Consider the following 25,498-nt stretch of genomic DNA (forward strand, 5'->3'; position numbering starts at 1 on the left):
GCCTAAACCCTGCAACGTGAGTTGAACTCTTTGATCAAGTTCTGGATGCTTTCGATAGGAACAAGAAACACTGCAATTCGGATCTGGTCCATTTTCTTCGGCAGATGTACTTTTAATGAACTGTAGTGGTCGTTGATCTCGTGCCTCAGCCGATCAATATAGTCAGAGAGGTATCCAGAGGATAAGGCATCACTGTCGTAAGCTAGTAACACAGGAAAGCACAGCACCTTCAGCATCTCTTCAGCAGGCGCGTTCCGTTCCAACACTTTGTTGAAATCCTCCGAATTGGAGCGAAGGTGATTCGGTTCGCGCAGTGAGATGATGATCTCGCGCTCGTTAGTCAGTGCGGCTTTGTTAATTGTAGAATCCAGAGTGCTGCAAACCTGCGCTATAGTCTGGGCCATGGTTCCCACAGTAATCATCCTCGCCAACCCCAGCCAGAGTTGATCGACCTCGCCTGAGCGCTGAACAATATGGGCGTTCCCGAACTCGGATAGGCCTGTCTTTGAGGCAAAAAACACTTTGCACGCGATCGGCTCGCTATTTTCCTTATTTCTCAAAATCACATGCAGGATCAGTTCTGCAATTAACTTATCGCGCTCCATGCCATTCTGAGTGAACGTAGCAATCGCCTTCGACAGAATCGTCTGAGCATGATGAACTTGAAAATTCACGATCTCGCTGGCTTGCAAGCAGAACTCGGGGAGCCACTGAACCAGGTGCTCAGCGAGTTCCTTATGCCTCCACTCGCCAAAGTCATATTGAACGTCGTACCCGGTCAGGCTGCGTAGCAGTCCCTCCTCGGTTGCGGCATGGAACTCGACCAGAAAAGGTGGAGGCTTGGATTTATAGGGCTTCGAGTAGGTGATGTTTTTGCTATCAGCCGCCGCCAGGAGTGTATCGAGACGATCCATGGCAGCTGCGCGCGTAATGACTTTTTGTGTAGATTCGGAGATGGCGTTTGCAGTTGCCGCATCATCTGCCCAACCCAGAAATTCCGCGTAGATTGCCTGCTGTTGTTTGTGCGTAGGCCACGAGCCTTGAAGATCGATTATTTCTGCTAGCTTGCGCAGATTCACCGACTCCAGCGCATCCAAATCGCCACAGATCTGCCACACAAAATTGTCCGCCCAATAGCAAAAGTCGCGCCCCATGGGTGAGCGTGTTTTCTTGAACTTTTTAGCAAGGGCTGTCCCACGGCTGGTCGCAAGGTCAGGCTGAGTTCGCTTTTCAAGCTCCAGTTTGAAGCAACTCAAAGCTTTGGCGGTATCACGCTTGGTGACCATTCGGAACAGAGCTTTTCCAGGACGGCAGTCACAAAGCAGTGACTTCTGCAGTAGAGAAGTGTCAGCCCGACCGTTGTCCAGAGCGGTTGCTTCACTCTGGTTCCACTTGCTGTCACCCTCGGTAGTTTTGACCTGAATATATTCGTTAACCGTCTCACCAGACTGGCGAGAGACCAGTACGATGTCATCAGCAGTCTCACACTCGACCTGCTGGTAACTGCTATCGCGGAGCATCTTTAATATGAAGGAAACGGCAACGTGATCCTGATACTTGAAACCTTGCCTTGCCGCAGGCCCACCTTTGTTCGATGGGATTTTGATAAGCACCATGACGTCCCTGTTAGCCTGAATCGAGCCGGTCACGTCGGCATCCTGAGCTCACTCAGGGATAGCAGACGCGCGTGTTAGTGCGAAAGCTACCACTAATGGCAATTGGCCGACTATCCCTATTCCACAACCCTCGCGACGCCAGAGCCGCGACACTGAAACATTCATGGAGGAAGCATGCAGATCACACTGCAAGGTGAGAACGACCTGGAACAGGCACTTCGCGAGATATATCGACGAGCCTCCACGTATGAGGGGCCACTGATGCACTAGTTCATGGAGCAGGCCAGCTCAGCGCACCAATCAAGCCTCTGCGCCTCGATCAGCAAGAGCGCGGCTTGCGCATGCTCGTTGATCTGCTCCTGGCCCCAGTCGTCTCCATTGTCCAACACGTGGAACATGTGCGCCAGTTGCCCTGCCAACCTTGCCTGTCCTTCAGCTGAGATGTAGCTTTGACAACCCTGACCAAATTTCCTAGAAAGGCAGGTCATCCGGTGGTATATCGTCCAGCGGTTCTTCGCGTGGGGATAGGTGCTCCAACAACAATCGCAGCTTGCCCAGCAGTTCGTCGAAGGTGATTACTTCCACATTCTTGCAGGCATTTCGAAACACCTCGAAGCTTCGGCGCTGCATGTCTTCCTTGGGCATCATGCCGGCGATGACCACGCATCTGATGGCATCCGGACGTGAGTCTCGAAGCTCTGGACGTTGCTGATGAATCAGCCAGTTTTCGTGAAGCTTGCTCTGCTGGTAAAGCACTTGGGTAACCGCCCCACTTAGCTCCTCGTCAGGCGCGAACACTTCCCTGTTTCGGTAGGGCTTCGCACGCAGCAACGAACTGCCTGGCTTCTTGATTTCCACGATGGCTAGAGCGAGGCCTTGCTCGGCGAACAAATAGTCACCAATCTGTGCACCGGTCCCGTCCAGCCTCGAGCCCTGGGCATGGAACTGGGTGTGAAGCAACCTGACGGGACGGGCGAAAATCATGGTGAGGATGAAGATATTGCGCTCGAAAAACTTCTGCCAGGCATTTTCAGAAAGTTCTTTCTGGAGCATGCTTTCGTACTGTTCAATCATCTGGGCCAGGGTGACGCGTTCAATCTCGGCATGCAGCTCGATAAGTTCCTCGGGCGCCTCCGCCGCCAGCTTCTCCACATTGGAGCGCACCGCTTTGACCGTGGCTTTTCGCCCAGAGCGAGCGACTTCTTTGCTTTGTCTTCCCCGGTCCAGGCGGACCTCAACCAGTTGGCCTTCAGGGTTGACTTGGACAATCGGTGGAAATCTCTCAGAATCCAAAGGTGCCAAAAGCGCGTTGCGGATGTGAGCTGTTCTGGCCTGTTTCACGACGTCGCGCATTTTGCGAGTCGTGCGTTCGAAAGCCCGCCGTATCCCTTGAAGCTCATCCTCCGGAATTCGCACGGTATTGCCGTCCACCCGCAAAATGTCGTCACGCGCCAGCACGATGGTGTTGAGTTTCGGGAAGCTGGAAAGCCCCCGCCAAATGTCATCCAATTCCTTGGTAAGCCCTAGCCCATAGGTGCATGGGTTGGACGTGTGCCACGGAAGCGACAGCTCGATGTCAGAAACCGCCGATGCAGGATTATCCGGTAGGCTTTTCCCAAAGTACTTTTCATAAGTGATTGTTCGGAAGCGGCCATGCCGAGGCTTCAGGTAGCGCTGTGCATGAGGATTGGAAAACACAGGATAGGTGACAATCTGCTTCGGAAATACCCTCGCCAGCCAATGCCAATCGGGTTCGGGCTGACTCTGCCAACGACGAGGGTCAGAGGCATCCCGCACGAAAGTTTGCATGAACAGATCCCGGTACTCCAGGCCTTCATCGGTCACGCCAGCTTCAATCCGAAACGCTGGTTCCATGACCTCAACATCCGTGTACCACCTGCTTTGCCCCCGACGATGTTGCACTGCCATTGGTCTCCCTCCTGAGACTTGCACGAGATCTTTCCAAGAATCATGCAAGGTGATTATCACGGACAGTTGCGTGGATTTGTAGTGGTTCCGCGTACAGACGTCGAAGCCACCTAGATCCAGAATATTCGTGGGAGTAAATGTGGGAGTATTTTTCAGACATGAAAAAGCCCAACCTTTTCAGATCGGGCTAAGTCATTGAAAAATATGGTCGGGACGGAGTGATTCGAACACTCGACCCCTAGCACCCCATGCTAGTGCGCTACCGGACTGCGCTACGCCCCGACTAGGCGTGTTACTGGGTTCGCTTCGTAACGAAGCGAACGGGAATATACCGCAAGCTTTTGAAATGTGGAAGTATTTTAAAAGCCTGAATTACTTCTTGAGAACCACGAGTACATCTTCGAGCTCGGAGATCATCTGGCGGATCAGTTGTTTGTACTGGGTGGTGTCGTCTTTGGCTTCATCACCGGACATGCGCTGGCGCGCGCCGCTGATGGTAAACCCCTGGTCGTACAGCAACGCACGGATCTGCCGGATCATCAGCACGTCCTGACGCTGATAATACCGGCGGTTTCCGGTGCGTTTGACGGGGTTGAGTTGAGGAAACTCCTGCTCCCAATAGCGCAGCACGTGCGGTTTTACCGCACACAGCTCGCTGACTTCACCAATGGTGAAGTAGCGTTTGCCCGGGATGACGGGTAGTTCGTCGTTATGACTTGGTTCCAGCATAAGCCTCAACTCGGGCCTTCAACTTCTGCCCTGGACGAAAGGTGACCACACGGCGAGCCGTGATCGGGATTTCTTCTCCCGTTTTTGGATTGCGGCCAGGCCGCTGGCGTTTGTCCCGAAGGTCAAAATTGCCGAAACCGGACAATTTGACCTGTTCGTTGTCTTCCAGAGCGTGCCGAATTTCTTCGAAGAACAGCTCGACCAATTCCTTGGCTTCGCGTTTGTTCAGACCCAGCTCTTCGTACAGACGTTCCGCCATCTCAGCTTTCGTCAAAGCCCCCATACGTCACTTCCTTAACGTGGCGTTCAACCTTTGTTCGAGCGAGGTGAGGATATTTTGTGTCGTGGTATTCACCTCATCGTCATTAAGAGTGCGCGATGGATGCTGCCAGGTCAAGCCAACTGCAAGGCTTTTTCTATGCGGATCAATGCCTTTACCCTGATAGACGTCAAATAGCCTGAGGTCTGTCAGCCATTCCCCTGCATTTTCACGGATTACATCCAGAACAGCCGTGGCAGCCACGTCACGATCGGCGATCAGCGCCAAGTCGCGGCGCACTTCAGGAAAGCGCGACAACTCGCTGAATTTGGGCATTTTGCCCGATGCCACTTCAGCCAGGACCAACTCGAAAACGAAGACCGGACGGTCGAGACCGAGGGTTTTCGACAGCTCAGGGTGAAGCGCACCCACAAAGCCCACCAAACGGCCTTCACGCTCGATACGCGCGGTCTGGCCTGGGTGCAGCGCTGGGTGCTTGCCTGGAACGAAGGTGAAATCATCCAAGGCACCGGCAAAACCCAGCACGGCTTCCACGTCGGCCTTGACGTCGAAGAAATCCACCACATCACGGCCCTGGGCCCAGCCCTCAGGCAGACGGCTGCCGCAGACCACACCTGCCAGCATCGGCTCCTGCTTGAGGCCGTCCAGCTGACCGACAAAACGCAGGCCGCTTTCGAACATGCGCACACGGTCTTGCTGGCGGTTCAGGTTGTGGGACAAGGCTTTTACCAAGCCTGGCCACAGCGACGAACGCATGGCCGCCATATCGTTGGAGATCGGGTTGGCCAGCAGCAGCGGCTCAACGCCCGGGTTGAACAGTTCGAACTGTTTCGGGTCGATGAAGCTGTAAGTCACCGCCTCCTGATAACCACGGGCAACCAGCAGACGACGCAGTTCCGGCAGGTGCGCACGCGCCTCAGCCTTGGGTTGCGGCGCCAGGCGTGCTTGCGGGTAGCGAACCGGCAGACGGTTATAGCCGTACAGACGAGCCAGCTCTTCGATCAAGTCAACTTCCAGGCTGATATCGAAGCGATGGCTTGGCACTTCAACCTGCCACTGCCCTTCCCCGCTGGCGGAAATAGCCAAGCCAAGGGCGGACAACAGTTGCTCGATTTCAGCAGGCTCGATCACCAGGCCGAGCATTTGCTCAACGCTCTTGGCGCGCAAGGTGATCGGCGCAACGGATGGCAGAAACTGTTCGTTCACGGTCTCTGTGATCGGGCCGGCTTCGCCGCCGGTGATTTCCAGCAGCAGGCCAGTGGCGCGCTCCATGGCTTCACGGGCCAGCTTCCAGTCCACGCCACGTTCGTAGCGATGCGATGCATCGGTGTGCAAGCCATAGGAACGGGCCTTGCCGGCGATAGCGATCTGATCGAAGAACGCGCTCTCAAGGAACACATCACGGGTGGTAGCGGACACGCCGCTGTGCTCACCGCCCATTACGCCGGCAATCGCCAAGGCGCGGGAATGATCGGCGATGACCAGGGTGTCGGCACGCAGGCTGACTTCCTGGCCGTCGAGCAATACCAGTTTCTCGCCCTCTTCCGCCATGCGCACGCGGATGCCACCGTTGATTTCGGCGAGATCGAAAGCATGCAGCGGCTGACCCAGCTCCAGCATCACGTAGTTGGTGATGTCGACGGCAGCGTCGATGCTGCGTACGTCGGCACGGCGCAGACGCTCGACCATCCACAGCGGCGTCGGCTTGGACAGGTCGACATTGCGAATCACGCGACCAAGGTAACGTGGGCACGCATTGGGGGCCAGCACGTCGATCGGGCGCACTTCGTCGTGCACGGCAGGTACGGCGGCAACCACTGGACGGGTGACCGCGGCGTTGTACAACGCGCCCACTTCACGGGCCAGACCGGCCAGCGACAGGCAATCACCGCGGTTCGGTGTCAGGTCGACTTCAATACTGGCATCGTCCAACTCCAGGTAAACACGGATGTCCTGACCTACCGGCGCGTCGGTCGGCAACTCCATCAGACCATCGTTACCTTCGCCAACTTGCAGCTCGGCCTGGGAACACAGCATGCCGTTGGACTCGACGCCGCGCAGCTTGGCTTTCTTGATCTTGAAGTCACCGGGCAGCTCGGCGCCGATCATGGCGAAAGGGATCTTCAGGCCCGGACGCACATTGGGCGCTCCGCACACGACCTGGAAGGTTTCCGAACCATTGCTGACCTGGCACACACGCAATTTGTCGGCATCGGGATGCTGCTCGGTGCTCAACACCTCGCCCACCACCACGCCACTGAAAACACCGGCAGCCGGGGTGACGCTGTCGACCTCAAGGCCTGCCATCGACAGACGGGCCACCAGCGCGTCACGATCTACCTGCGGGCTTACCCAGCCGCGCAGCCATTGTTCACTGAATTTCATCCTGCTCTCCTAAAGATTCGTTACGACTAGCGAAATTGCGCGAGGAACCGCAAGTCGTTGTCGAAGAACAGACGCAAGTCGTTCACGCCGTAACGCAGCATGGCCAGACGCTCGACCCCCATGCCGAAGGCAAAGCCCGAGAACTCTTCCGGGTCGATGCCGGACATGCGCAGCACGTTGGGGTGAACCATGCCGCAGCCCATCACTTCCAGCCAGCCGGTCTGCTTGCAGACACGGCAACCTTTACCGCTGCACATCACGCATTCCATGTCGACTTCGGCGGACGGCTCGGTGAACGGGAAAAACGATGGACGGAAACGCACCGCCAGCTCTTTCTCGAAGAACACGCGAAGAAACTCTTCGATGGTGCCTTTGAGGTCGGCGAAGTTGATATCGCGATCAACCAGCAGGCCTTCGACCTGATGGAACATCGGCGAGTGGGTGATATCGGAGTCGCTGCGGTACACACGGCCTGGGCAGACGATGCGGATCGGCGGCTTGTTCGCTTCCATGGTGCGGACCTGTACCGGCGAGGTATGGGTGCGCAACAGCATGTTGGCGTTGAAATAGAAGGTGTCATGCATCGACCGGGCCGGATGGTGGCCTGGGATGTTGAGCGCCTCGAAATTGTGATAATCGTCTTCGACCTCAGGACCTTCGGCAATGCCGTAGCCGATATGGGTGAAGAACTGCTCGATACGTTCCAGAGTCCGGGTGATCGGATGCAGGCCGCCCGAGGTCTGGCCGCGACCCGGCAGGGTCACGTCAATGGACTCGGCGGCGAGTTTGGCCGCAAGTTCGGCCTCCTCGAGCGACGCCTTGCGCGCATTGAGAACCTCTGTGACACGCTCCTTGGCGACGTTGATCAGCGCGCCGACTTGCGGACGCTCTTCAGCCGGCAAATTCCCCAGGGTCTTCATCACCTGAGTCAATTCACCCTTTTTGCCAAGGTAGTGAACCCGGATTTGCTCCAGGGCATTGATATCTTCAGCGCTTTGCACAGCCTCAAGAGCTTGAGCGACGAGCGCGTCCAGGTTTTCCATGTACAGACTCCAGATACGAAATAGGGGAAGAGCTTGAAGGCTCTTCCCCTATTTATGACGTTTAACACCTTGGGCCACAGGAGTGACCCAGGGTGACTGTCGGGGGTACTTAAGCCAAGGTGGCTTTAGCTTTCTCGACAATCGCAGCAAACGCCGCTTTTTCGTTCACTGCCAGATCAGCCAGAACCTTACGGTCGATCTCGATGGACGCTTTTTTCAGGCCAGCGATGAAACGGCTGTAGGACAGACCGTTAACACGAGCACCAGCGTTGATACGAGCGATCCACAGAGCGCGGAACTGACGTTTTTTCTGACGACGGTCACGGTAGGCGTATTGGCCTGCCTTGATTACCGCTTGCTTGGCAACACGGAATACGCGTGAACGCGCGCCGTAGTAGCCTTTAGCAAGTTTCAGAATTTTTTTGTGACGTTTACGGGCAATGACGCCACGCTTTACACGAGCCATGAGTTACTTCCTCTATTCTTGATCCAAAAATTAACGAAGGCGCAGCATGCGCTCGACTTTTGCCACGTCAGACGGATGCAGCAAGCTGCTACCGCGCAGTTGACGCTTACGCTTGGTCGACATTTTGGTCAGGATGTGGCTCTTGAAAGCGTGCTTGTGCTTGATACCGTTAGCAGTTTTCAGAAACCGCTTAGCAGCACCACTTTTAGTCTTCATCTTTGGCATGTTCGGATACTCCGCATTCAGTTGATAAACATAATCAGAAGGCCTGCCGTGCCCTGTTGATTACTTCTTCTTTTTCGGGGCGATGACCATGATCAGCTGGCGTCCTTCCATCTTAGGATGCTGTTCGACCGAACCGTACTCGAGCAGGTCAGCTTCAACCCGCTTGAGGAGTTCCATCCCCAGCTCCTGGTGGGCCATCTCACGGCCGCGGAATCGCAAGGATACCTTGGCCCTGTCCCCATCACTCAGGAAACGTACCAGGTTGCGCAGTTTTACCTGGTAATCCCCTTCCTCCGTCCCTGGACGAAACTTGATTTCTTTAACCTGCACTTGCTTCTGGTTTTTCTTCGCAGCAGCAATTTGCTTTTTCTTTTCGAAAATCGACTTGCCGTAGTCCATCACCCGACAAACAGGTGGCACTGCATCGGCGGAAATTTCCACCAGATCCAGCTTGGCTTCTTCAGCAATTCGAAGCGCTTCATCAATCGAGACGATGCCAATCTGCTCGCCGTCAGCGCCAATTAACCGAACCTCGCGTGCCGAGATATTCTCGTTGATCGGGGCTTTCGGTGCAGTTCGTTTATCTTGTCTCATATCACGCTTAATAGTAATTACTCCGAATCTGGGCGACCACGCCGGGAAACCGCTTGCGCGAGGAACTCCGCGAATTGGGCGACGGGCATCGAGCCCAGGTCTGCACCTTCACGGGTACGCACAGCGACAGTCTGCGTCTCGACTTCCCGATCTCCGATAACCAAAAGATAGGGAACCTTGAGCAAAGTATGCTCGCGGATTTTAAAGCCGATTTTTTCATTTCTCAAGTCAGACTTGGCACGAAATCCGCTTTCATTGAGAGTTTTTTCAACGTCAGCCGCAAAATCTGCCTGTTTATCAGTGATATTCATGATCACTGCCTGAGTCGGAGCCAGCCATGCAGGGAACGCGCCCTCATAGTGCTCGATCAGGATTCCGACAAACCGTTCGAACGAACCGAGGATCGCCCGGTGCAACATCACCGGGTGTTTACGACTGTTGTCTTCGGACACGTATTCGGCGCCCAGACGGATCGGCAGGTTAAAATCGAGCTGCAGGGTACCACACTGCCAGACGCGGCCAAGGCAATCTTTCAGCGAGAACTCGATCTTCGGACCGTAGAACGCGCCTTCGCCCGGTTGCAGATCGTACGCAAGGCCCGCACTGTCAAGCGCTGCGGCCAGTGCAGCTTCGGCGCGATCCCACAATTCGTCGGAACCGACGCGTTTTTCCGGACGAGTGGACAATTTCATCTGAACATCGGTGAAACCGAAATCGCGGTAGACGTCCATGGTCAGCTTGATGAATGCGGCGGACTCGGCCTGCATCTGCTCTTCGGTGCAGAAGATGTGAGCATCGTCCTGGGTAAAGCCGCGCACGCGCATGATGCCGTGCAGCGCCCCGGATGGCTCGTTACGGTGGCAGGCACCGAACTCGGCCAGGCGCATCGGCAGCTCGCGGTAGCTCTTCAGGCCCTGATTGAACACCTGCACGTGGCACGGGCAGTTCATGGGCTTGATGGCGTAGTCGCGGTTTTCCGACTCGGTGGTGAACATATTGTCGGCGTAGTTCGCCCAGTGCCCGGACTTTTCCCACAGGCTGCGGTCAACGACCTGCGGAGTCTTGATCTCCAGGTAGCCGTTTTCACGCTGCACCTTGCGCATGTACTGCTCAAGCACCTGGTACAGGGTCCAACCGTTAGGGTGCCAGAACACCATGCCCGGCGCTTCTTCCTGAAGATGGAACAGGTTCAGGCGCTTGCCGATCTTGCGGTGATCACGCTTTTCAGCTTCTTCGATGCGCTGAACATAGGCAGCCAGTTGCTTCTTGTCAGCCCAGGCCGTGCCATAGATACGCTGCAGTTGTTCGTTCTTCGCGTCGCCACGCCAGTAGGCGCCGGACAGCTTGGTCAACTTGAACGACTTGAGGAAGCGCGTATTCGGCACGTGCGGCCCACGGCACATGTCCACGTACTCTTCGTGGTAATACAGACCCATGGCCTGCTCGTCAGGCATGTCTTCCACCAGACGCAGCTTGTAGTCCTCACCGCGCGCAGTGAACACGTCGATCACTTCAGCACGCGGAGTGACCTTTTTGATCACGTCGTAGTCTTTCTCGATCAGCTCGTGCATACGCGCTTCGATCGCGGCCAGGTCGTCCGGGGTGAAAGGACGCTCATAGGCGATGTCGTAATAGAAGCCTTCGTCGATGACCGGGCCGATCACCATCTTCGCGGTTGGGTACAGTTGTTTGACCGCGTGGCCAATCAAGTGCGCGCAAGAGTGGCGGATGATCTCCAGCCCCTCCTGATCCTTGGGCGTGATGATCTGCAGGCTCGCGTCACCGGTGATCAGGTCGCTGGCATCCACCAGCTTGCCGTCGACCTTGCCGGCCACGGTGGCCTTGGCCAGGCCTGCACCAATGGACGCGGCGACATCGGCTACGGAAACCGAATGATCGAATGAACGTTGACTGCCGTCGGGAAGAGTAATAGTTGGCATGGCGCCTCCTCTCCTAGTGGTGACCCCTACCAAAGGTCACGTGGGTTGGGATGAGCCAGTACAAGATCCAACACCAGGCCGTTCAGTGATGAACGCCTGCCTTACAGCGGCAGGAGCCTTTCGGCCAACCGATAATCGAACCAGAGTGACTGGAGTGAACAAAAGCATCTGGCACGGCGGCAAATGGCACACCGGGAAATAGCCAGGCGAAAGATGCTAGCACAGATGAACGGTCGTCGGTTCGACGCTACGCTATGAATCATCGATTGCGGTCTTTATAGCTGCAAAAGTGAACTTGAGCTGTACGCACTGCCTCAAACCCACTGAGAATTGCCGTTCGTCCCCGACCCAAAGGAGCATCCCCATGATGCGTTTTACCTCGACTTTCGCCTTCGCAGCTTCCCTGACCCTGCTTTCCCTTGGCGCGCAGGCAGCAGCCCCGTCGAACTGGCCTGCCGGTGCGCGGGACTCTTTCATCAAGGATTGCAGTGGCGCCGCGCAGCAGCAAATCAAAAGCAAAGATGCCGCAAAGATTGCCAAACAGCATTGTGAGTGCGGTGCAGACAAGATCAACGCCGAATTGAGCACTGCGGAAATCAAGGAATTGATGACCAACCCCAACGCCAGTCCCGACCTTAGAAACAAAGCGGTATCGGCAATTTCGTCCTGCAAGGTCGTGCAAAAAAACTAGTTTCCACCCTTGATCAGACGGTCGCTTCGCTGAAAAACAGCTCGAAAACTGCCATTTCTCACAAATTACGCAGCTTTTACGGCTTTTTTTAACAGCATATATTTCGCGTGAAAGCCCCGTAGGCCGGGGCTTTCAGCCGACCTCAGCGTTAAACGCAACGCTATTGATTAGCAAACAATGCCTTGGGGGGGCTCCCAAGCCGAACATTTCGACTATGATAGCCCGGTGTGCCCAGTTGGCCTGAGCAGCACAGCACTACTGAAAATATATGTTTCTTGGAGATACACCATGTCTAATCGCCAAACCGGCACCGTTAAATGGTTCAACGATGAAAAAGGCTTCGGCTTCATCACTCCTCAAGGTGGCGGTGACGACCTGTTCGTACACTTCAAAGCTATCGAAAGCGACGGTTTCAAAAGCCTGAAAGAAGGCCAAACCGTTTCCTTCGTGGCTGAGAAAGGCCAAAAGGGTATGCAAGCTGCACAGGTTCGCGGCGAGTAATTCTCCGCCGAGCTAAAAAAACCCCGTCCATGTGACGGGGTTTTTTATGGGTGCTACAAAAGCCCTGAAAGACTCAACCGCAATTGACCCGCGTGATCACCAGGTTGTCATCGGTGTTCAGGTTCAGGCGGTCGGAGCGGTACTCCAGAGTGATCATGTCGTTGGGCTTGAGGATGCGTGCGTTCTGCGCGCCGGCACGGGTGCGGGCCTGCTCCAGCAACTGGGGCGAAGCTTTCTGGCCAACGGTGAATTCGGCGGCCTTCGACTCACAACGGCTATGGCCGGCATCAGCCACGGCGGCGTCTTTGGCTGGCTCAGAGGTACCCGGGGTGCTGCAACCCGCCAATGCGAGTGCCGCCAACAAAGTACCGAATGATGCGAGCTTCCAAGGCATGAAGCCTCCTATGATAAAAATGGACAGAGATCGTGCGACAGCGATTGGGCGGATTGGTTTCAAGACGTTAACCGCCGCCGGCAAGTCTGCCTGACTCTCGACAGGCATTCGCCCGGGCAATCGTGACCAGATATGAACAGGCTCAGTAGATATCGATGTAGTCAGACGACGGCGTCGGCCAGTTCTGCTTCAGTGCATTGAAAACCTGCGTGACCCAGACTTCATCGCTGGCGGCCACGTTGCCTACATAACCCGAGCCTTTGGCCCATGTTTCCAAGCGAAACAGCAGACCATCGATCTCTACACCACCGACCATCCTGCCGCTGGAAATATAGGCAATGCCAGCCTTGGTCACGCGCAACTGGGCATGTTCGTCGTCACTGGCGCTGGCAAGCAACTGGCGCACGGCAGTCAGGGTCAGGCTCTCGGGATCATTCAGATCTATTTGCACACGGCGCTCTCGGCAATTGAACGGACGGACAGTGTCGCACAGCCCTTTCCTGATGCCTAAGTAGCAGTGCCAAACGCAGCGCAAAATGGTTAACTGCCAGAGTAAGAGCCGCGCTCCAGAGCGCCCCACAGTACTTTCTACCCCGCGAGACCTCCATGACCACCGTAACGCTCCAAGCCGACATCAAAGCCAAGTGGCCCCAGGGACAAAGCTCCTACAGCCCCGGAAGCCCGGAAGAACTGGCGATCATCGGTATCGACCTGCTGGTCAAGGAACTCGGCACCCAGGCTGCCCAGGCGTTCATCGGCCAGGTATTCGAGAAATACCCGGCCGATCACATGGGGGTGCACGACCCCGAGCGCGAATAAGAGCCGATCGGCGAACGCCAACCGGTGAACGCTTTACTTCAGGCGCGCCAGACGCTCGGTCAGTAAATCAAAGAAGCCCTGAGCGTCGCCGTCCGCCACCCAGAACGCATTCTTTTCCTGCTTCAGGCCATCGTACCAATCGACGATGGTCTGCCCGAAGGTCGGACCTTCACGACTATCCACCACTACATTGACCTGGCGACCGCTGAACAGTGCAGGTTTGAGCAGGTAGGCAACGACCGTTGCATCATGCACAGGGCCGCCCGGAATACCGTAGTGCTCCATGTCACCCTTGACGTATTCGTTGAGAATATCGCCCACCACCTTGCTCGCATTGTTCTTGATGTCGGCGATCTGTTTCAGACGCGCCTCGCTGGTCAACACCTTGTGGGTCACGTCCAGCGGCAGGTAGGTCAACTTGACGCCACTCTTGAGCACAATCTCCGCCGCCACCGGATCGGCGAACAGGTTGAACTCCGCAACCGGCGTGATATTGCCGCCATTGAAGTGTGCACCGCCCATCACCACCACCTCCTTGATGCCTTGAGTGATTTCCGGGGCCTGGGTCAACGCCAGCGCCAGATTGGTCTGCGGGCCGAGCATGGCGAGCGTAATGCTATGGGGCTTGGCAGCCGTGAGAGTCCTGATCAGGTAGTCAACCGCATTGCCATCAGCCAGGCCCTTTTTCGGTTCATGCACAGTGACGCCGGAAATACCCTCCTTGCCGTGGATATTTTCGGCATAGATCGGCTGGCGCAACAGCGGTTTTGAGGCACCGGCATACACCGGGATATCTTCGCGCCCTGCCCACTCACGGGCCAGGCGCGCGTTACGCGCAGTCTTGTCCAGGCGCACATTGCCGGCAACGGTCGTCAGCGCGCGGATGTTCAACTCTTCCGGAGAAGCCATGGCGAACAGCAAAGCCACCACATCGTCGGCACCAGGATCGGTGTCGATGATCAGGTCGATTTTTTCCGCTGCCTGGGCGCTTGCGGCTGTGAGCGCGGACATGAGCAAGACACTCCGAAACAGATTTCGCAGGATTGGGAGACCACGTTGCATGAAACACTCCTTGTCATTGGGAAACTCTAGAAGGTTACGCCGGACACCAGCGCAATATTGCAATAAGGCTGACACTCACCTGTGCGCACCACGGCGCGCGCCTTGCGGCTCAGCTGTTTGAACTCCTCATGACTGACCAGACGCCGCTCACCCAAGGCCGCCTGCTCTGTCAGGGTATTGAGCGCCGTCAGCGCCGGCGGTTGCTTGAGCAGGATTTCTTCCGCCAGCCAGTGGCTTTCCACCTGCATCTCACTCAGCACGATACGCAAGGTACTGATGAAGTCGGGGATGCCCTGGGTCAGGGCCAGATCGACCAATTCGACACCCGGCGGCACCGGCAGACCGGCATCACCGATCACCAGGATGTCACCGTGCCCCAAGGAGGCAATCACACGCGAGAGGGCAATATTGAGCAGCGGGGTCTTTTTCATGGGGACACAAAACCTTGTACGTCGTGCAGCGAGGGAATGGAGGGTTGCGCGCCGGCACGGGTGACCGACAGCGCCGCCGCGACCTGGCCGAAACGAATGGCCTCCGCTTCGCTCTGGCCGCTGGCCAGTGCGGCGGCAAAACCACCGACAAAGGTGTCACCGGCAGCGGTGGTGTCCACCGCCTTGACCTTGGGTGCCAACAAATGCTCGAACCCTTTGCCGTCAGCGAACAACGCACCTTCGGCACCCAGGGTGATGATGACTTTGCGCGCCCCCGCCTTGATCAGTTGCGTAGCGGCTAAACGGGCGCTATCGAGGGAGTCGACCGTCACGCCACTCAACGCCGTGGCTTCACTTTCGTTGGGGATCAGGTAATCGATGGACGCGTACCAACCGGCAGGCAAAGGACCACTGGCAGGCGCCGGATTGAGAATCACCGTCTTGCCCAGCCTACGACCGCGTTCAAGTGCATACCCGACGGTTTCCATCGGCACTTCCAGTTGGCACACAATCACATCGGCGGCTTGCAACACGGCATCGAATGCTTGCAATGAAGCCGGTTTCAGCTCGCCATTACTGCCGGCAACAATCACGATGGCGTTCTGACTGCTGTCATCCACGACGATCAACGCCACGCCGCTGGAGCCCTCTACGGTGCTGACTGCCTGGCAATCGATGCCCTCCACCAAGAGCGCATCACGCAACTGGCTGCCATAGGCATCCGTGCCGACGCAGCCGACCATCGCGACTTCAGCCCCCAGCCGCGCCGACGCCACCGCCTGATTGGCGCCCTTGCCGCCGGGTACCGTGGAAAACGATTGGCCGATCAGGGTTTCACCGGCATGGGGCAGACGGCTGGCGCGGGTCACCAGGTCCATGTTCAGACTGCCTATTACCACTACTTTTGCTGGCATACATCAGTACTCATCAATTCGGTTGTGCGCTATCGGGCCAACACGCTCGCGAACGGTGCAGTGGACTCACGCAACACAATGCTAGGCGTCACGATACGCTGGTCGACTGCTATCTGCGGGGAGGCGATTCGTCGCAATAAAAGCTCGGCCGCCGTCTCGCCCAACTGCACGATCGACTGCCCGACCGTGGTCAGCGCCGGGTAGACATAACGGCCCATTTGAATGTCATCGAAGCCGATCACCGACAGCTCGCCGGGTACGCGCAGATCACGTTCGGCCGCGGCACGCAGCACGCCGAAACCGATCATGTCGTTGCAGGCAAAAATCGCGCTTGGCGGGTTGTGCGCCAGTAACTTCACGGCGGCGGCGTAACCGCCCGTGCTGGTGAAATCGCTTTCTTCGGTGCGGTTGGCGAGCACTTCGACGCCGGCCTCCCGCAGTGCCCGGCGATACCCTGCCAGACGCATTTGTGCGACCCGGGTATGACCCGGGCCACCGATGCACGCGATATCGCGGTGGCCCAGCTCGAGCAGATGACGAGTCGCCAGATAGGCGCCCTCTTCATGGTCGATACGCACCAGGTCCACGTCGATGCCATCCAGCGCGCGGTCGACAATCACCATGGGCGTACGCACCGCGCTCAGGCCGACCGCAAGCCCGCTGTCATCACCCCCTACCGAGGTCACGATCAAGCCGTCGATGCGTTTCTCCAGCAACACGCGCAGATAGTTGCGCTGCTTTTCGGCGTTGTCATCGGAGTTGCACAGGATCACGCAGTAGCCATTACGCTCACAGTAGTCCTCGATCCCTCGGGCCAGTTCCGCGAAATACGGGTTGAGACTGTTGGGCACCAGCAAGCCGATGGTGGCCGTGGTCTTGGCCTTGAGCGAGCGGGCGACGGCGCTGGGCACGTAGTCGAGCTGCTTGATCGCCGCTTCGACCTTGATGCGTACCGGTTCACTGACCGGGCGCGTCTTGTTCACCACGTGAGACACCGTGGTGTAGGAGATGCCCGCAAGCGCTGCCACATCCTTGATCGTCGCCATGATTCAGCCTCGCCGACTGGCGCGCTGGCTGCGGTAAGTATCGAGAATCACGGCAATCACGATCACGGCACCGGTAATGATGCGTTTAGTGGGTTCCGTGGCACCGATCTGCGCAAGGCCTGCCGCCAGTACCGAAATGATCAATACGCCGAAGAAGGTGCTGATGACCGAGCCGCGCCCCCCCATCAGGCTGGTCCCGCCGATCACCACCGCCGCGATGACTTGCAGCTCAAGGCCGGAACCGGCATTCGGGTCCGCCGCTTCCAGGCGCGAGATCTGGAACAGTGCCGCCACACCGGCCAGCAGTCCCATCAGGCTGAACACCAGGATCTTGTAGGGTTTGGGATCGATCCCCGCCAGGCGCACCGCTTCTTCATTGGTACCGATACCGATCAGGTAACGACCGAATACAGTACGGGTCAACACCAATTGAGCGGCGATGATCACCAGCAACGCAATGATGAACGAAGGTGAAATGCCGAAGGCAATCGGGTTGGACAGCCAGGCAAACGAATCACCGATATAAGCGGTGCGCGAACCGGTCATTTGGTACGCCACGCCCCGGGCCATTTCCAGTACACCCAGAGAGACGATGAACGACGGAATGCGCCAGGCCACGGTGATCGAACCGGTAATGGTACCGGCTAACGCCGCGCACCCCATGCCCAGCACGGCGGCCGGCAGGACGCTCCAGCCCCAGCCAAGGATCGCCACGCTGACCGCCGAGGCTGCCAACGCCAGCACCGAGCCCACCGACAGGTCGATGCCGCCGATGATCAAGATGAAGGTCATGCCCACCGCCAGCACCATCAGATCGGGGATCTGGTTGGCCAACGTGCTGAACGTGTCGTAGGACAAGAAGTGATCGCTGAGCACAGAGAACAGCGCGATCATCGCGAGCAAGGCGCCCGCCAGGCCCAGGTAAGTGCCCAGGCCGTAGAAATTGCCGCCAGTCTTGCCGGGGGAAGTAGTGGTTTTCATGGGGTATCCCTCAGCACTGCGTCATTGAGCAGCGCATCACGTTTCTGATAGCCGGCAAAGGCGGCAGCAAGCAATTCGTCCTGAGTCCAGTTGTCGCGCTCGAACGTCTCGATCAGGCGCCCTGCGGACAACACGCCGATGCGGTCACAGATCAGCATGAGCTCTCGCAGGTCACTGGACACCACCACCAGCGCTTTGCCCTGGCGGGTCAACTCGCCGAGCAAGGCATAGATGTCGAACTTGGCGCCCACGTCGATGCCCCGGGTCGGCTCATCGAACAGCATCACCGAGCAGTCGCGCTCCAGCCAGCGGCCAATCACCACTTTCTGCTGATTGCCACCCGACAGCTCGGACACCAATTGCGCCGGTCCGGAACTGCGGATACGCATCGCATCGATCTGGCGTTTGGCCAGGGCGGTTTCGTCTCGGCTATTCACCACGCCACCGCCGGAAATCTCCGGCATGTTGCCCAGGGCGATATTGGCACTGATCGACTGGGTCAACAGCAGGCCTTCGCCCTTGCGGTCTTCGGTAATCAGGGCAATGCCATGCCCTACCGCGTCCACCGGCGAGCGAATGCTCACTACCTGGGCCGGCGAGCCGAGCGCGACGGTGCCGCTGTCGGCAAGGTCTGCGCCGAAGATCAGGCGCAACAATTCGGTACGGCCAGCGCCGATCAGGCCGGAAATGCCAAAAATCTCGCCGGCGCGCACTTCAAAGGACACATCGCGGACCTTGTCCGAGCGGCTCAACCCTTTCACCGTCAAGGCCGGGCCACCGATAGTGCGCGGGCCGAGATCGATCTGCTCACCCAACTCGCGTCCCACCATCAAGGTGACGAGCTGTTCACTGTTGTAGTTGGCCATCGGCTCGACGCAGACCAGCTTGCCATCACGCAATACCGCAATGCGCTGGGCGACACGGGCCAGCTCTTCCAGCCGGTGTGAAATGTAGATGATCGCCACGCCCCGGGCCTGCAGGCGGGTGATCTGCTCGAACAGCATCTCGACTTCACGGGCGGTCAACATGGCCGTGGGTTCGTCGAGGATCAACACGTGGCAATCGCCGATCAGGTTGCGGGCGATCTCGACCATCTGCTGGTGACCGATGCCCAGGCTACCAACAAGAGTGTCCGGGTCGATCGCGTCCAGACCGACTTGGGCCATGGCTTCGATCGCGGCCTTGCGCAGCTGTTTGCGACTGATCCAGCCACCATGGCTGGGCAGGTTGTCCAGGAACAGGTTTTCGGCAACCGTCAGCGTCGGCAGCAGGTTGAGCTCCTGCATGACCATGCGCACACCCAGCTCTTCGGCCTGGGTACGGCTGCCGGGACGGTAGTCCTGACCGTTGAATTGCATGTGCCCGGTGGTCGGGGTGACCAGCCCACCAATGATCTTCGACAACGTGCTTTTACCTGCGCCGTTCTCACCGGTCAGCGCCAGCACTTCTCCGCGATTGAGCGTCAGGGTGATGTCGGACAGAACCGGTTGGGCATAGGTCTTGCCGATACCGCTGACCGAGAGGACAGCGTTCGGGGCGGAAGATGACATAGGAAAATCTCCAGGCGCCCGCTCAGGACGAGCGGGCGCTGTTGGGTGCTGCCAGGATTACTTCTTGAGGACGAGTTCGACCGGCGTTTCGATCACACCATCCTTGGCATCGACTTTCTCACCCTTGACCAGCTTCAGCGCGTTCTGGATACCGAACACGGCTTGCTGGGCAGCCGCCTGATCGGCGGTCGCCAGGACACGACCGTCCTGCAGCATCGGCTTGATGGCTTCGATGTTGTCGTAGCCGACCACAAGCACTTTGCCCGCCTTGCCTGCCGCACGCACGGCAGAGACCGCACCCAGGGCCATGTTGTCGTTACCGGCCAGCAGGGCTTTGAGGTCCGGATATTCGCTCAGCATGGCCGAGGCGACCTTCTGGCCCTGGTCGATTTCCCAGTTGCCGGATTGGGTGGAAACGATCTTCATGCCAGCCGCATCCATCGCATCCTTGTAGCCCGCAGTACGCTGCTGGGCATTGGTGGTGGTCGGCACACCTTCGATGATGGCGACCTTGTCACCCGCCGTCAGTTGCTTGGCCAGGTAATCGCCCACCAGCTTGGAGCCTTTGCGGTTGTCAGGGCCTACGAAGGGAATATCGAGGTTCTTGCTTTTCAGCACGTCCGGATCGAGACGGTTGTCGATGTTGACGACCTTGATACCAGCGTCGGAGGCTTTCTTCAGTACGGTGACCAGCGCCTTGGAGTCGGCAGGCGCAATGACGATCGCGTTCACTTTCGCGAGGATCATCTGGTTGACGATGTCGATCTGCGCGCTGGTATCGGTTTCGTTCTTGATCCCGTTGGTGATCATGTCGAAGTCGGCAGCGTGTTCTTTCTGATACGTCTTGGCACCGTCCTGCATGGTGACGAAGAATTCGTTGGCCAGGGATTTCATGACCAGACCGACCTTGGGCTTGGCGGCGGCGTCATCAGCGAACGCAGAGGAGAGAGGCAGGGCAGCGGATGCGGCAGCAAGCACAGCAACAGCAAGAAGACGTCCGGCAAATGGCAGCTTCATGGGTTCACTCCGATCTTATGATTATTGTGAGCAACGCTTGCACCGAGAGACTTCGGCAGCCCTCCCACCCGGGTGGCTGATACGAGAAGTCACGATACGCCAGGAGAGCGTCGTGAAACATCTCGCAAACGTTTGCGTTAAGCAAACTATGAGAACCTTGTCGAGATTTGTCAACGGTAGAAAAACGACTTTCATCAAAGCCCTCTTGCGCCAGCCGCCGAGACCTGTCGTAGGAATTCAACCACGGACCGCGTACTTCCCTCACTCTCTAAAACGACAGATGTCAGCACCATTACGCTCGGATCACCCAAGGTTATTCCATCATTTTTTCGGTTGACCGAACGGGATGTCGCCCAATGTTCGGAATGCCGGACACCCGTGTACCGAGCCCCTGATTAAAAATAAAAATAAACATTAAAAATCAATAATTTAAATACAACCCCCACGTTCCCTCAGACTGGTACAGATCCTGCTCTCACACTGCACCTCGCGGCGTTCAGAACCGCCCGGGCGTTCTAGATGAACCTGCAACAGCACTCATCAAAAACCAGAGAGAAAAATAATGAAATCTGCACTGAAGTCCTTTGTTCCGGGCGCGTTAGCCCTCCTGCTGCTGTTCCCCGTTGCCGCACAGGCAAAAGAAGCTCAAACCCAGACCAAATTGTCCAACGTGGTGATTCTTGCCACCGGCGGCACCATCGCTGGCGCTGGCGCCAGCGCAGCCAACAGTGCCACTTACCAGGCGGCCAAGGTCGGCATCGAACAATTGATCGCCGGTGTTCCTGAGCTTAGCCAGATCGCCAACGTACGCGGCGAACAAGTGATGCAAATTGCATCCGAGAGCATCAACAACGAAAACCTGCTGCAACTGGGCCGTCGCGTGGCTGAGTTGGCTGACAGCAAGGACGTGGACGGCATCGTGATTACCCACGGCACCGACACCCTGGAAGAAACCGCCTACTTCCTGAACCTGGTGGAAAAAACCGACAAGCCGATCATCGTCGTCGGCTCCATGCGCCCAGGCACCGCCATGTCGGCGGACGGCATGCTCAATCTCTACAACGCCGTGGCCGTGGCCGGCAGCAAAGATGCACGCGGCAAGGGTGTGCTGGTGACCATGAACGACGAGATCCAGTCGGGTCGTGACGTCAGCAAGATGATCAACATCAAGACCGAAGCGTTCAAAAGCCCATGGGGCCCGCTGGGCATGGTGGTCGAAGGTAAATCCTACTGGTTCCGCCTGCCCGCCAAGCGTCACACTCTGGATTCGGAGTTCGACATCAAGACCATCAAGAGCCTGCCAGACGTCGAAATCGCCTACGGCTACGGCAACGTGAGCGACACCGCCGTCAAGGCCCTGGCCCAGGGCGGTGCCAAAGCCATCATCCACGCCGGCACCGGCAATGGCTCGGTTTCGTCCAAGGTCGTACCGGCCCTGCAGGAACTGCGCAAACAGGGCGTGCAGATCATTCGCTCCTCCCACGTGAATGCGGGCGGTTTCGTCCTGCGCAACGCTGAGCAGCCTGACGACAAGTACGACTGGGTCGCCGCCCATGACCTGAACCCGCAGAAAGCCCGCATCCTGGCGATGGTCGCCCTGACCAAGACCCAGGACAGCAAAGAGCTGCAGCGGATGTTCTGGGAATACTGATTCCTCAAGAAACACCGGTAGAGGCGGATTCACCCGCCTCTACCCTTCCCCCGATGCGCCTCCTGCCTACACCCTGCCCCCAATCTGCTGTCAGACCTATCCCTTGAATTTTAAGCAGTTGCGAAATAGCCTACAGTTAAATACTGTATGCACGTACAGCTTATTAAGGATTATTCCGTGCCAACGTCCTCTTCCGTAGCGCCAACCCCGCCTGATGCCTACGAGCGCCTGGCCATTCGTGTGCAAAAGATCATCAACTCGACCAACGCCCAGAAAGCCAAGGCAGCCTTGCTCTTCCGTTTACCCGACGAGCCGAAGGATGAATGGGAGCGCTTGCTCGAGGAAATTGCGGAGAACGACAACGTGACCCTCGCCTATCGGGACGACGGTGGCGTACAGATTTTCTGGGTCGTACCGAAGGAAGACTGATTCAATGACTGCCCGTTTCATTGCACTGTGTTGTATGTTTTTTGCCGTTACCGCCCAAGCCCAGGCCCCACAGACGTTCAGCGAAGCCAAGAAAATCGCCTGGAAACTCTACGCGCCACAATCCACGGAGTTTTATTGCGGCTGCAAATACACCGGCAATCGGGTGGACTTGAAAGCCTGCGGTTACGTCCCACGCAAGAACGCCAACCGCGCCGCTCGTATCGAGTGGGAGCATATCGTCCCGGCCTGGCAGATCGGGCACCAGCGACAATGCTGGCAAGACGGCGGACGCAAGAACTGCACACGCCATGACACGGTATTCAAGCGCGCCGAAGCCGACCTTCATAACCTGGTGCCGAGCATCGGCGAGGTCAACGGCGATCGCAACAATTTCAGTTTTGGCTGGTTGCCGGTGCAGCGTGGGCAATACGGCTCATGCCTGACCCAGGTGGACTTCAAGGCCAAGAAGGTCATGCCGCGCCCGTCCATCCGGGGCATGATCGCGCGAACGTATTTTTATATGAGCAAACAATACGGCCTGCGCCTGTCGAAACAGGATCGTCAACTTTACGAAGCCTGGGACAAGACTTACCCCGTGCAGGCCTGGGAGCGCCAGCGCAACCAGACCGTGGCCTGCGTGATGGGACGTGGCAATGCGTTCGTCGGCCCGGTGGATCTGAAAGCCTGCGGCTGAACAGGGGCGCGGTTTGCGCCCGCATTCCGCCTGTTACTGTGCAGCCTTGTGCTCGATCACCTGCGACTCGGTGTCGGTTTTCTTGGCGCGGGCCATCTTCTCGTTGAGCAGCGCTTGCTTGGCTTCGGCTTCAGCCTTGGTTGCGAACGGCCCCAACAGCACTTCGTCCTTGCCATCGACTTTTACGATGTAAAAATTGAAACCATGTTCCAGCAACCAGGCCGTGAGGTCGGTGATCGCCTGCAATTTGTGGTCAGGCGGGCCCACCCGCACGTCCCATTCCTGTGCGGCGATCGTACCGCTCTGGGGCTGGCTATCCGTCACGACAGGCTTGGCCTTGGGGGCATCGACCGGCTTTCCTTCACCGCAACCGGCCAACGCCAACACCGCAATTGCCATCGCTACTTTACGCACTGCCCTGCTCCTTTGAGGATAAAGAGGCGACTTTATCATCCACTGTCTATTCTGGCCGTCATAAACGTTCGCTTAAACAATGCGAATGATGTATCGCAGACCTGTATGATGCCGCCATGGGAATTAATGCCGCCTCTATGCGTCCTAAAAGAGGCAGTCACAGGGAAGCGCTTAGCAGTAAGCTACACACATCTGACATCTGCCCTGTCTGAAACATGTGTCCTTAAAAGTAATCAAGGAGAAGTCCATGCTTATACTCACCCGCAAACTTGGTGAAAGCATAAACATCGGTGAAGACATCATAGTCACCGTTCTGGGCGTCAACGGCAATCAAGTACGACTCGGCATCAACGCCCCCAAGAGTGTTGCCGTGCATCGCGAGGAAATCTACCAACGCATCCAGGCCGGTCTGACTGCCCCGGATAAAAACCAGACGCCTTAATACCCCTCTCAGTAGCCAGCCTTTTCGTTCACTGTAACGGCTGGCGAAAACCTTTCGTCCTCTCGCACTTCAACCACCTGAACAAGGCCTCATCTTCGCGGCAAGATGAAACTGCCCTGACGGCGGAAACTTGTCCCGCCATTCAATGCGATGACTGACACTGCAAAATCCACTACCGGATTGCTGGTATTTACAGCCCTGCGGCAAGATCTATGCTTGGGCTTGCACGGTCAGTCGAAGGCGCTAGCGCAGATGGACACCCTTACCAAATCCGAAATCGAATCGGCCCTGGCGGCTCGCCTGCCCAGCTACACGATTGCTTGCACGCTGCATGCGGACGGCACGCTTTCGGCCATGCTCAGTGGCCCGGAAACCGACCATTTCGCAATTACCGGCATTGTCCGCGCGCACTACCGGGGAGCCGAGGCGATTGCCCGCCTCGCCAATGAAATCCTGCGGGAGATGGTGCTGTCTCGCCAAGGCATGCGCAGCAACCGGTTACAGACGCCACCCGAGGGATGATGGCGTCCAAATGTTTGGTATCAGCGTGTCAGCCTCAGCAGGCCGTCCTCGTCGCGCTTGACCTGTAACCGCTCGTACCCGTCGATCGAGGGGTGACGGGTGACCATGGGCGTCAGGTGCGTTGACGTCACCACCATCACATCCGCACCCGCCGCCTCCCCGGCACGGATCCCCACGCCCGCGTCCTCGAACACCAGGCAATCCTGCACCGGCACGCCCAGGCGTTGCGCCCCCAGCACATAACAGGCCGGGTCGGGCTTGCCGCTGGCCACATCCTCGGCGGTCACCAGGACCGCCGGCGGATGGATGCCGGCCGCCTGCAGTCGGCGCAAGGCCAACTCACGGGGTGCCGAAGTGACCAGCGCCCATTGATCGTCCGGCAACTGCCTCAGAAATCCGACAGCGCCAGGAATGGCCACCACCCCCTCCACATCGTTGATTTCCGCCTCGGTAATCCACTGGGCTTCCACCTCGGGATCGACACCGGGCAAAGCCTGGCGGGTGATGGTGTCGATGGCCCGCGCGCCATGAATCGTCTTCAGGAAAGCGGGCACATCCAGGCCATGACGTTCAGCCCAGGTGCTCCACACCCGCTCGGCGGCGGCGATGGAATTGAGCAGGGTCCCGTCCATATCGAACAGAAAGGCACGGTAACGCTGGGCAAGTACGGCTGAACCTGGGATGGACACTGCTGGGCTTCCTCTTGAGCGGAGACACGGATGGGCTCGATGCA

General features: G+C 57.6%; 30 protein-coding genes and 1 tRNA gene. 8 read left to right on the forward strand and 23 right to left on the reverse strand.

Translation table 11 applies throughout. From position 1 onward, the window contains the following. Positions 1 to 2: 2 nt before the first annotated feature. The 12 genes from ACW9IB_RS01995 to thrS all read right to left on the reverse strand — a co-directional run bounded on the left by ACW9IB_RS01995 (position 3) and on the right by thrS (position 11,207). A complete protein-coding gene (locus ACW9IB_RS01995) occupies positions 3 to 1,649 on the reverse strand; it encodes a dsDNA nuclease domain-containing protein (RefSeq protein WP_457412065.1) in 1,647 nt (548 codons plus the stop codon). Positions 1,650 to 1,882: 233 nt separating this feature from the next. Continuing rightward, positions 1,883 to 2,035, reverse strand: coding sequence for a hypothetical protein (locus tag ACW9IB_RS02000; RefSeq protein WP_457412066.1), 153 nt, complete (start codon positions 2,033 to 2,035; stop codon positions 1,883 to 1,885). A 52-nt stretch (positions 2,036 to 2,087) separates the two neighbouring features. Further along, positions 2,088 to 3,491: a Shedu immune nuclease family protein gene (locus ACW9IB_RS02005; RefSeq protein ID WP_457412067.1), complete on the reverse strand. Its 1,404-nt coding sequence runs from the start codon at positions 3,489 to 3,491 to the stop codon at positions 2,088 to 2,090. Positions 3,492 to 3,750: 259 nt separating this feature from the next. Then, positions 3,751 to 3,827, reverse strand: a tRNA-Pro gene (locus ACW9IB_RS02010). A 90-nt stretch (positions 3,828 to 3,917) separates the two neighbouring features. Then, positions 3,918 to 4,274: a MerR family transcriptional regulator gene (locus ACW9IB_RS02015; protein ID WP_003174972.1), complete on the reverse strand. Its 357-nt coding sequence runs from the start codon at positions 4,272 to 4,274 to the stop codon at positions 3,918 to 3,920. Beyond that, on the reverse strand, positions 4,255 to 4,557 hold the full coding sequence (gene ihfA, locus ACW9IB_RS02020; protein WP_002553164.1) for an integration host factor subunit alpha: 303 nt from the start codon (positions 4,555 to 4,557) through the stop codon (positions 4,255 to 4,257). Before ihfA ends, ACW9IB_RS02015 begins: the two co-directional genes overlap by 20 nt. A 3-nt stretch (positions 4,558 to 4,560) precedes the next feature. Beyond that, entirely contained in the window at positions 4,561 to 6,939 is a 2,379-nt protein-coding gene (gene pheT / locus ACW9IB_RS02025; protein WP_457412068.1) for a phenylalanine--tRNA ligase subunit beta, read from the reverse strand. Between the two features lie 26 nt (positions 6,940 to 6,965). Next, positions 6,966 to 7,982: a phenylalanine--tRNA ligase subunit alpha gene (gene pheS / locus ACW9IB_RS02030; protein WP_457367303.1), complete on the reverse strand. Its 1,017-nt coding sequence runs from the start codon at positions 7,980 to 7,982 to the stop codon at positions 6,966 to 6,968. Positions 7,983 to 8,091: 109 nt separating this feature from the next. After that, the gene (gene rplT, locus ACW9IB_RS02035; RefSeq protein WP_002553161.1) at positions 8,092 to 8,448 is read right to left on the reverse strand and encodes a 50S ribosomal protein L20; all 357 of its coding nucleotides are present in this window, start codon (positions 8,446 to 8,448) and stop codon (positions 8,092 to 8,094) included. 30 nt (positions 8,449 to 8,478) lie between these two features. Next, positions 8,479 to 8,673 carry a 50S ribosomal protein L35 gene (gene rpmI / locus ACW9IB_RS02040; protein ID WP_002553160.1) on the reverse strand — a complete coding sequence of 65 codons (195 nt, stop codon included), beginning with the start codon at positions 8,671 to 8,673 and terminating at the stop codon, positions 8,479 to 8,481. Between the two features lie 60 nt (positions 8,674 to 8,733). Next, positions 8,734 to 9,285, reverse strand: coding sequence for a translation initiation factor IF-3 (gene infC / locus ACW9IB_RS02045; protein ID WP_457367338.1), 552 nt, complete (start codon positions 9,283 to 9,285; stop codon positions 8,734 to 8,736). Next, positions 9,285 to 11,207 carry a threonine--tRNA ligase gene (thrS, locus tag ACW9IB_RS02050; RefSeq protein ID WP_457367302.1) on the reverse strand — a complete coding sequence of 641 codons (1,923 nt, stop codon included), beginning with the start codon at positions 11,205 to 11,207 and terminating at the stop codon, positions 9,285 to 9,287. The genes infC and thrS overlap by 1 nt, the downstream gene beginning before the upstream one ends. 364 nt (positions 11,208 to 11,571) lie before the next feature. Here thrS and ACW9IB_RS02055 point away from each other — a divergent pair, with 364 nt between their 5' ends. Continuing rightward, the gene (locus ACW9IB_RS02055; protein ID WP_457367301.1) at positions 11,572 to 11,898 is read left to right on the forward strand and encodes a hypothetical protein; all 327 of its coding nucleotides are present in this window, start codon (positions 11,572 to 11,574) and stop codon (positions 11,896 to 11,898) included. Positions 11,899 to 12,186: 288 nt separating this feature from the next. Next, complete coding sequence (locus ACW9IB_RS02060) at positions 12,187 to 12,399, forward strand: cold-shock protein (protein WP_003234260.1); 213 nt, start codon at positions 12,187 to 12,189, stop codon at positions 12,397 to 12,399. A 73-nt stretch (positions 12,400 to 12,472) separates the two neighbouring features. On the opposite strand, the gene ACW9IB_RS02065 is transcribed toward ACW9IB_RS02060, so the two are convergent. Next, entirely contained in the window at positions 12,473 to 12,793 is a 321-nt protein-coding gene (locus ACW9IB_RS02065) for an I78 family peptidase inhibitor (RefSeq protein WP_457367300.1), read from the reverse strand. Positions 12,794 to 12,935: 142 nt separating this feature from the next. After that, a complete protein-coding gene (locus ACW9IB_RS02070) occupies positions 12,936 to 13,244 on the reverse strand; it encodes a hypothetical protein (protein ID WP_457412070.1) in 309 nt (102 codons plus the stop codon). A gap of 155 nt (positions 13,245 to 13,399) precedes the next feature. Between ACW9IB_RS02070 and ACW9IB_RS02075 the strand changes: the two genes are divergently transcribed. Next, the gene (locus ACW9IB_RS02075; RefSeq protein ID WP_457367298.1) at positions 13,400 to 13,612 is read left to right on the forward strand and encodes a hypothetical protein; all 213 of its coding nucleotides are present in this window, start codon (positions 13,400 to 13,402) and stop codon (positions 13,610 to 13,612) included. 33 nt (positions 13,613 to 13,645) lie between these two features. On the opposite strand, the gene ACW9IB_RS02080 is transcribed toward ACW9IB_RS02075, so the two are convergent. The 7 genes from ACW9IB_RS02080 to ACW9IB_RS02110 are packed head-to-tail and all read right to left on the reverse strand — an operon-like array spanning position 13,646 to position 20,613. Further along, positions 13,646 to 14,674 (reverse strand): nucleoside hydrolase, encoded by a 1,029-nt coding sequence (locus ACW9IB_RS02080; protein WP_457367297.1) that lies wholly within the window; start codon positions 14,672 to 14,674, stop codon positions 13,646 to 13,648. A 26-nt stretch (positions 14,675 to 14,700) separates the two neighbouring features. Next, positions 14,701 to 15,105, reverse strand: coding sequence for a D-ribose pyranase (rbsD, locus tag ACW9IB_RS02085; protein ID WP_457367296.1), 405 nt, complete (start codon positions 15,103 to 15,105; stop codon positions 14,701 to 14,703). Next, complete coding sequence (gene rbsK / locus ACW9IB_RS02090) at positions 15,102 to 16,019, reverse strand: ribokinase (protein WP_457367295.1); 918 nt, start codon at positions 16,017 to 16,019, stop codon at positions 15,102 to 15,104. The genes rbsD and rbsK overlap by 4 nt, the downstream gene beginning before the upstream one ends. Positions 16,020 to 16,048: 29 nt before the next feature. Then, positions 16,049 to 17,065 (reverse strand): LacI family DNA-binding transcriptional regulator, encoded by a 1,017-nt coding sequence (locus ACW9IB_RS02095; RefSeq protein WP_457412071.1) that lies wholly within the window; start codon positions 17,063 to 17,065, stop codon positions 16,049 to 16,051. Between the two features lie 3 nt (positions 17,066 to 17,068). Further along, complete coding sequence (locus ACW9IB_RS02100) at positions 17,069 to 18,046, reverse strand: ABC transporter permease (protein WP_457412072.1); 978 nt, start codon at positions 18,044 to 18,046, stop codon at positions 17,069 to 17,071. Next, positions 18,043 to 19,596, reverse strand: a complete 1,554-nt coding sequence (locus ACW9IB_RS02105; RefSeq protein ID WP_457412073.1) for a sugar ABC transporter ATP-binding protein — start codon at positions 19,594 to 19,596, stop codon at positions 18,043 to 18,045. The genes ACW9IB_RS02100 and ACW9IB_RS02105 overlap by 4 nt, the downstream gene beginning before the upstream one ends. Positions 19,597 to 19,653: 57 nt before the next feature. After that, positions 19,654 to 20,613 (reverse strand): substrate-binding domain-containing protein, encoded by a 960-nt coding sequence (locus ACW9IB_RS02110; protein WP_457412074.1) that lies wholly within the window; start codon positions 20,611 to 20,613, stop codon positions 19,654 to 19,656. Between the two features lie 562 nt (positions 20,614 to 21,175). On the opposite strand from ACW9IB_RS02110, the gene ACW9IB_RS02115 reads away from it, so the two are divergent. The 3 genes from ACW9IB_RS02115 (at position 21,176) to ACW9IB_RS02125 (ending at position 23,387) form a co-directional block, all read left to right on the forward strand. Beyond that, on the forward strand, positions 21,176 to 22,264 hold the full coding sequence (locus tag ACW9IB_RS02115) for an asparaginase (protein ID WP_457367290.1): 1,089 nt from the start codon (positions 21,176 to 21,178) through the stop codon (positions 22,262 to 22,264). Between the two features lie 177 nt (positions 22,265 to 22,441). After that, a complete protein-coding gene (locus tag ACW9IB_RS02120; RefSeq protein ID WP_457412076.1) occupies positions 22,442 to 22,693 on the forward strand; it encodes a DUF1654 domain-containing protein in 252 nt (83 codons plus the stop codon). 4 nt (positions 22,694 to 22,697) lie between these two features. Beyond that, positions 22,698 to 23,387: an endonuclease gene (locus ACW9IB_RS02125; RefSeq protein WP_457367288.1), complete on the forward strand. Its 690-nt coding sequence runs from the start codon at positions 22,698 to 22,700 to the stop codon at positions 23,385 to 23,387. Positions 23,388 to 23,420: 33 nt separating this feature from the next. On the opposite strand, the gene ACW9IB_RS02130 is transcribed toward ACW9IB_RS02125, so the two are convergent. Continuing rightward, positions 23,421 to 23,801, reverse strand: a complete 381-nt coding sequence (locus ACW9IB_RS02130) for an SPOR domain-containing protein (protein ID WP_457412077.1) — start codon at positions 23,799 to 23,801, stop codon at positions 23,421 to 23,423. A gap of 247 nt (positions 23,802 to 24,048) precedes the next feature. Between ACW9IB_RS02130 and csrA the strand changes: the two genes are divergently transcribed. Both csrA and ACW9IB_RS02140 read left to right on the forward strand, forming a co-directional pair. Continuing rightward, complete coding sequence (gene csrA, locus ACW9IB_RS02135) at positions 24,049 to 24,243, forward strand: carbon storage regulator CsrA (RefSeq protein WP_457367286.1); 195 nt, start codon at positions 24,049 to 24,051, stop codon at positions 24,241 to 24,243. 252 nt (positions 24,244 to 24,495) lie between these two features. After that, complete coding sequence (locus tag ACW9IB_RS02140) at positions 24,496 to 24,765, forward strand: hypothetical protein (protein WP_457367285.1); 270 nt, start codon at positions 24,496 to 24,498, stop codon at positions 24,763 to 24,765. Between the two features lie 20 nt (positions 24,766 to 24,785). Here ACW9IB_RS02140 and ACW9IB_RS02145 read toward each other — a convergent pair whose 3' ends face one another. Further along, positions 24,786 to 25,454, reverse strand: coding sequence for an HAD-IA family hydrolase (locus tag ACW9IB_RS02145; RefSeq protein WP_457412078.1), 669 nt, complete (start codon positions 25,452 to 25,454; stop codon positions 24,786 to 24,788). Between the last annotated feature and the right edge of the window lie 44 nt (positions 25,455 to 25,498).

The organism is Pseudomonas sp. SDO524_S393 (genome assembly GCF_054071875.1).

Coding starts and splice junctions, on each gene's coding strand:
- ACW9IB_RS02005 (WP_457412067.1), bottom strand. CDS start 3,491: ATGGAACCAGCGTTTCGGATTGAAGCTGGCGTGACCGATGAAGGCCTG.
- ACW9IB_RS02015 (WP_003174972.1), bottom strand. CDS start 4,274: ATGCTGGAACCAAGTCATAACGACGAACTACCCGTCATCCCGGGCAAA.
- ihfA (WP_002553164.1), bottom strand. CDS start 4,557: ATGGGGGCTTTGACGAAAGCTGAGATGGCGGAACGTCTGTACGAAGAG.
- pheT (WP_457412068.1), bottom strand. CDS start 6,939: ATGAAATTCAGTGAACAATGGCTGCGCGGCTGGGTAAGCCCGCAGGTA.
- pheS (WP_457367303.1), bottom strand. CDS start 7,982: ATGGAAAACCTGGACGCGCTCGTCGCTCAAGCTCTTGAGGCTGTGCAA.
- rplT (WP_002553161.1), bottom strand. CDS start 8,448: ATGGCTCGTGTAAAGCGTGGCGTCATTGCCCGTAAACGTCACAAAAAA.
- rpmI (WP_002553160.1), bottom strand. CDS start 8,673: ATGCCAAAGATGAAGACTAAAAGTGGTGCTGCTAAGCGGTTTCTGAAA.
- thrS (WP_457367302.1), bottom strand. CDS start 11,207: ATGCCAACTATTACTCTTCCCGACGGCAGTCAACGTTCATTCGATCAT.
- ACW9IB_RS02055 (WP_457367301.1), top strand. CDS start 11,572: ATGATGCGTTTTACCTCGACTTTCGCCTTCGCAGCTTCCCTGACCCTG.
- ACW9IB_RS02060 (WP_003234260.1), top strand. CDS start 12,187: ATGTCTAATCGCCAAACCGGCACCGTTAAATGGTTCAACGATGAAAAA.
- ACW9IB_RS02065 (WP_457367300.1), bottom strand. CDS start 12,793: ATGCCTTGGAAGCTCGCATCATTCGGTACTTTGTTGGCGGCACTCGCA.
- ACW9IB_RS02075 (WP_457367298.1), top strand. CDS start 13,400: ATGACCACCGTAACGCTCCAAGCCGACATCAAAGCCAAGTGGCCCCAG.
- ACW9IB_RS02080 (WP_457367297.1), bottom strand. CDS start 14,674: ATGCAACGTGGTCTCCCAATCCTGCGAAATCTGTTTCGGAGTGTCTTG.
- rbsD (WP_457367296.1), bottom strand. CDS start 15,105: ATGAAAAAGACCCCGCTGCTCAATATTGCCCTCTCGCGTGTGATTGCC.
- rbsK (WP_457367295.1), bottom strand. CDS start 16,019: ATGCCAGCAAAAGTAGTGGTAATAGGCAGTCTGAACATGGACCTGGTG.
- ACW9IB_RS02095 (WP_457412071.1), bottom strand. CDS start 17,065: ATGGCGACGATCAAGGATGTGGCAGCGCTTGCGGGCATCTCCTACACC.
- ACW9IB_RS02100 (WP_457412072.1), bottom strand. CDS start 18,046: ATGAAAACCACTACTTCCCCCGGCAAGACTGGCGGCAATTTCTACGGC.
- ACW9IB_RS02105 (WP_457412073.1), bottom strand. CDS start 19,596: ATGTCATCTTCCGCCCCGAACGCTGTCCTCTCGGTCAGCGGTATCGGC.
- ACW9IB_RS02110 (WP_457412074.1), bottom strand. CDS start 20,613: ATGAAGCTGCCATTTGCCGGACGTCTTCTTGCTGTTGCTGTGCTTGCT.
- ACW9IB_RS02115 (WP_457367290.1), top strand. CDS start 21,176: ATGAAATCTGCACTGAAGTCCTTTGTTCCGGGCGCGTTAGCCCTCCTG.
- ACW9IB_RS02125 (WP_457367288.1), top strand. CDS start 22,698: ATGACTGCCCGTTTCATTGCACTGTGTTGTATGTTTTTTGCCGTTACC.
- csrA (WP_457367286.1), top strand. CDS start 24,049: ATGCTTATACTCACCCGCAAACTTGGTGAAAGCATAAACATCGGTGAA.
- ACW9IB_RS02140 (WP_457367285.1), top strand. CDS start 24,496: ATGGACACCCTTACCAAATCCGAAATCGAATCGGCCCTGGCGGCTCGC.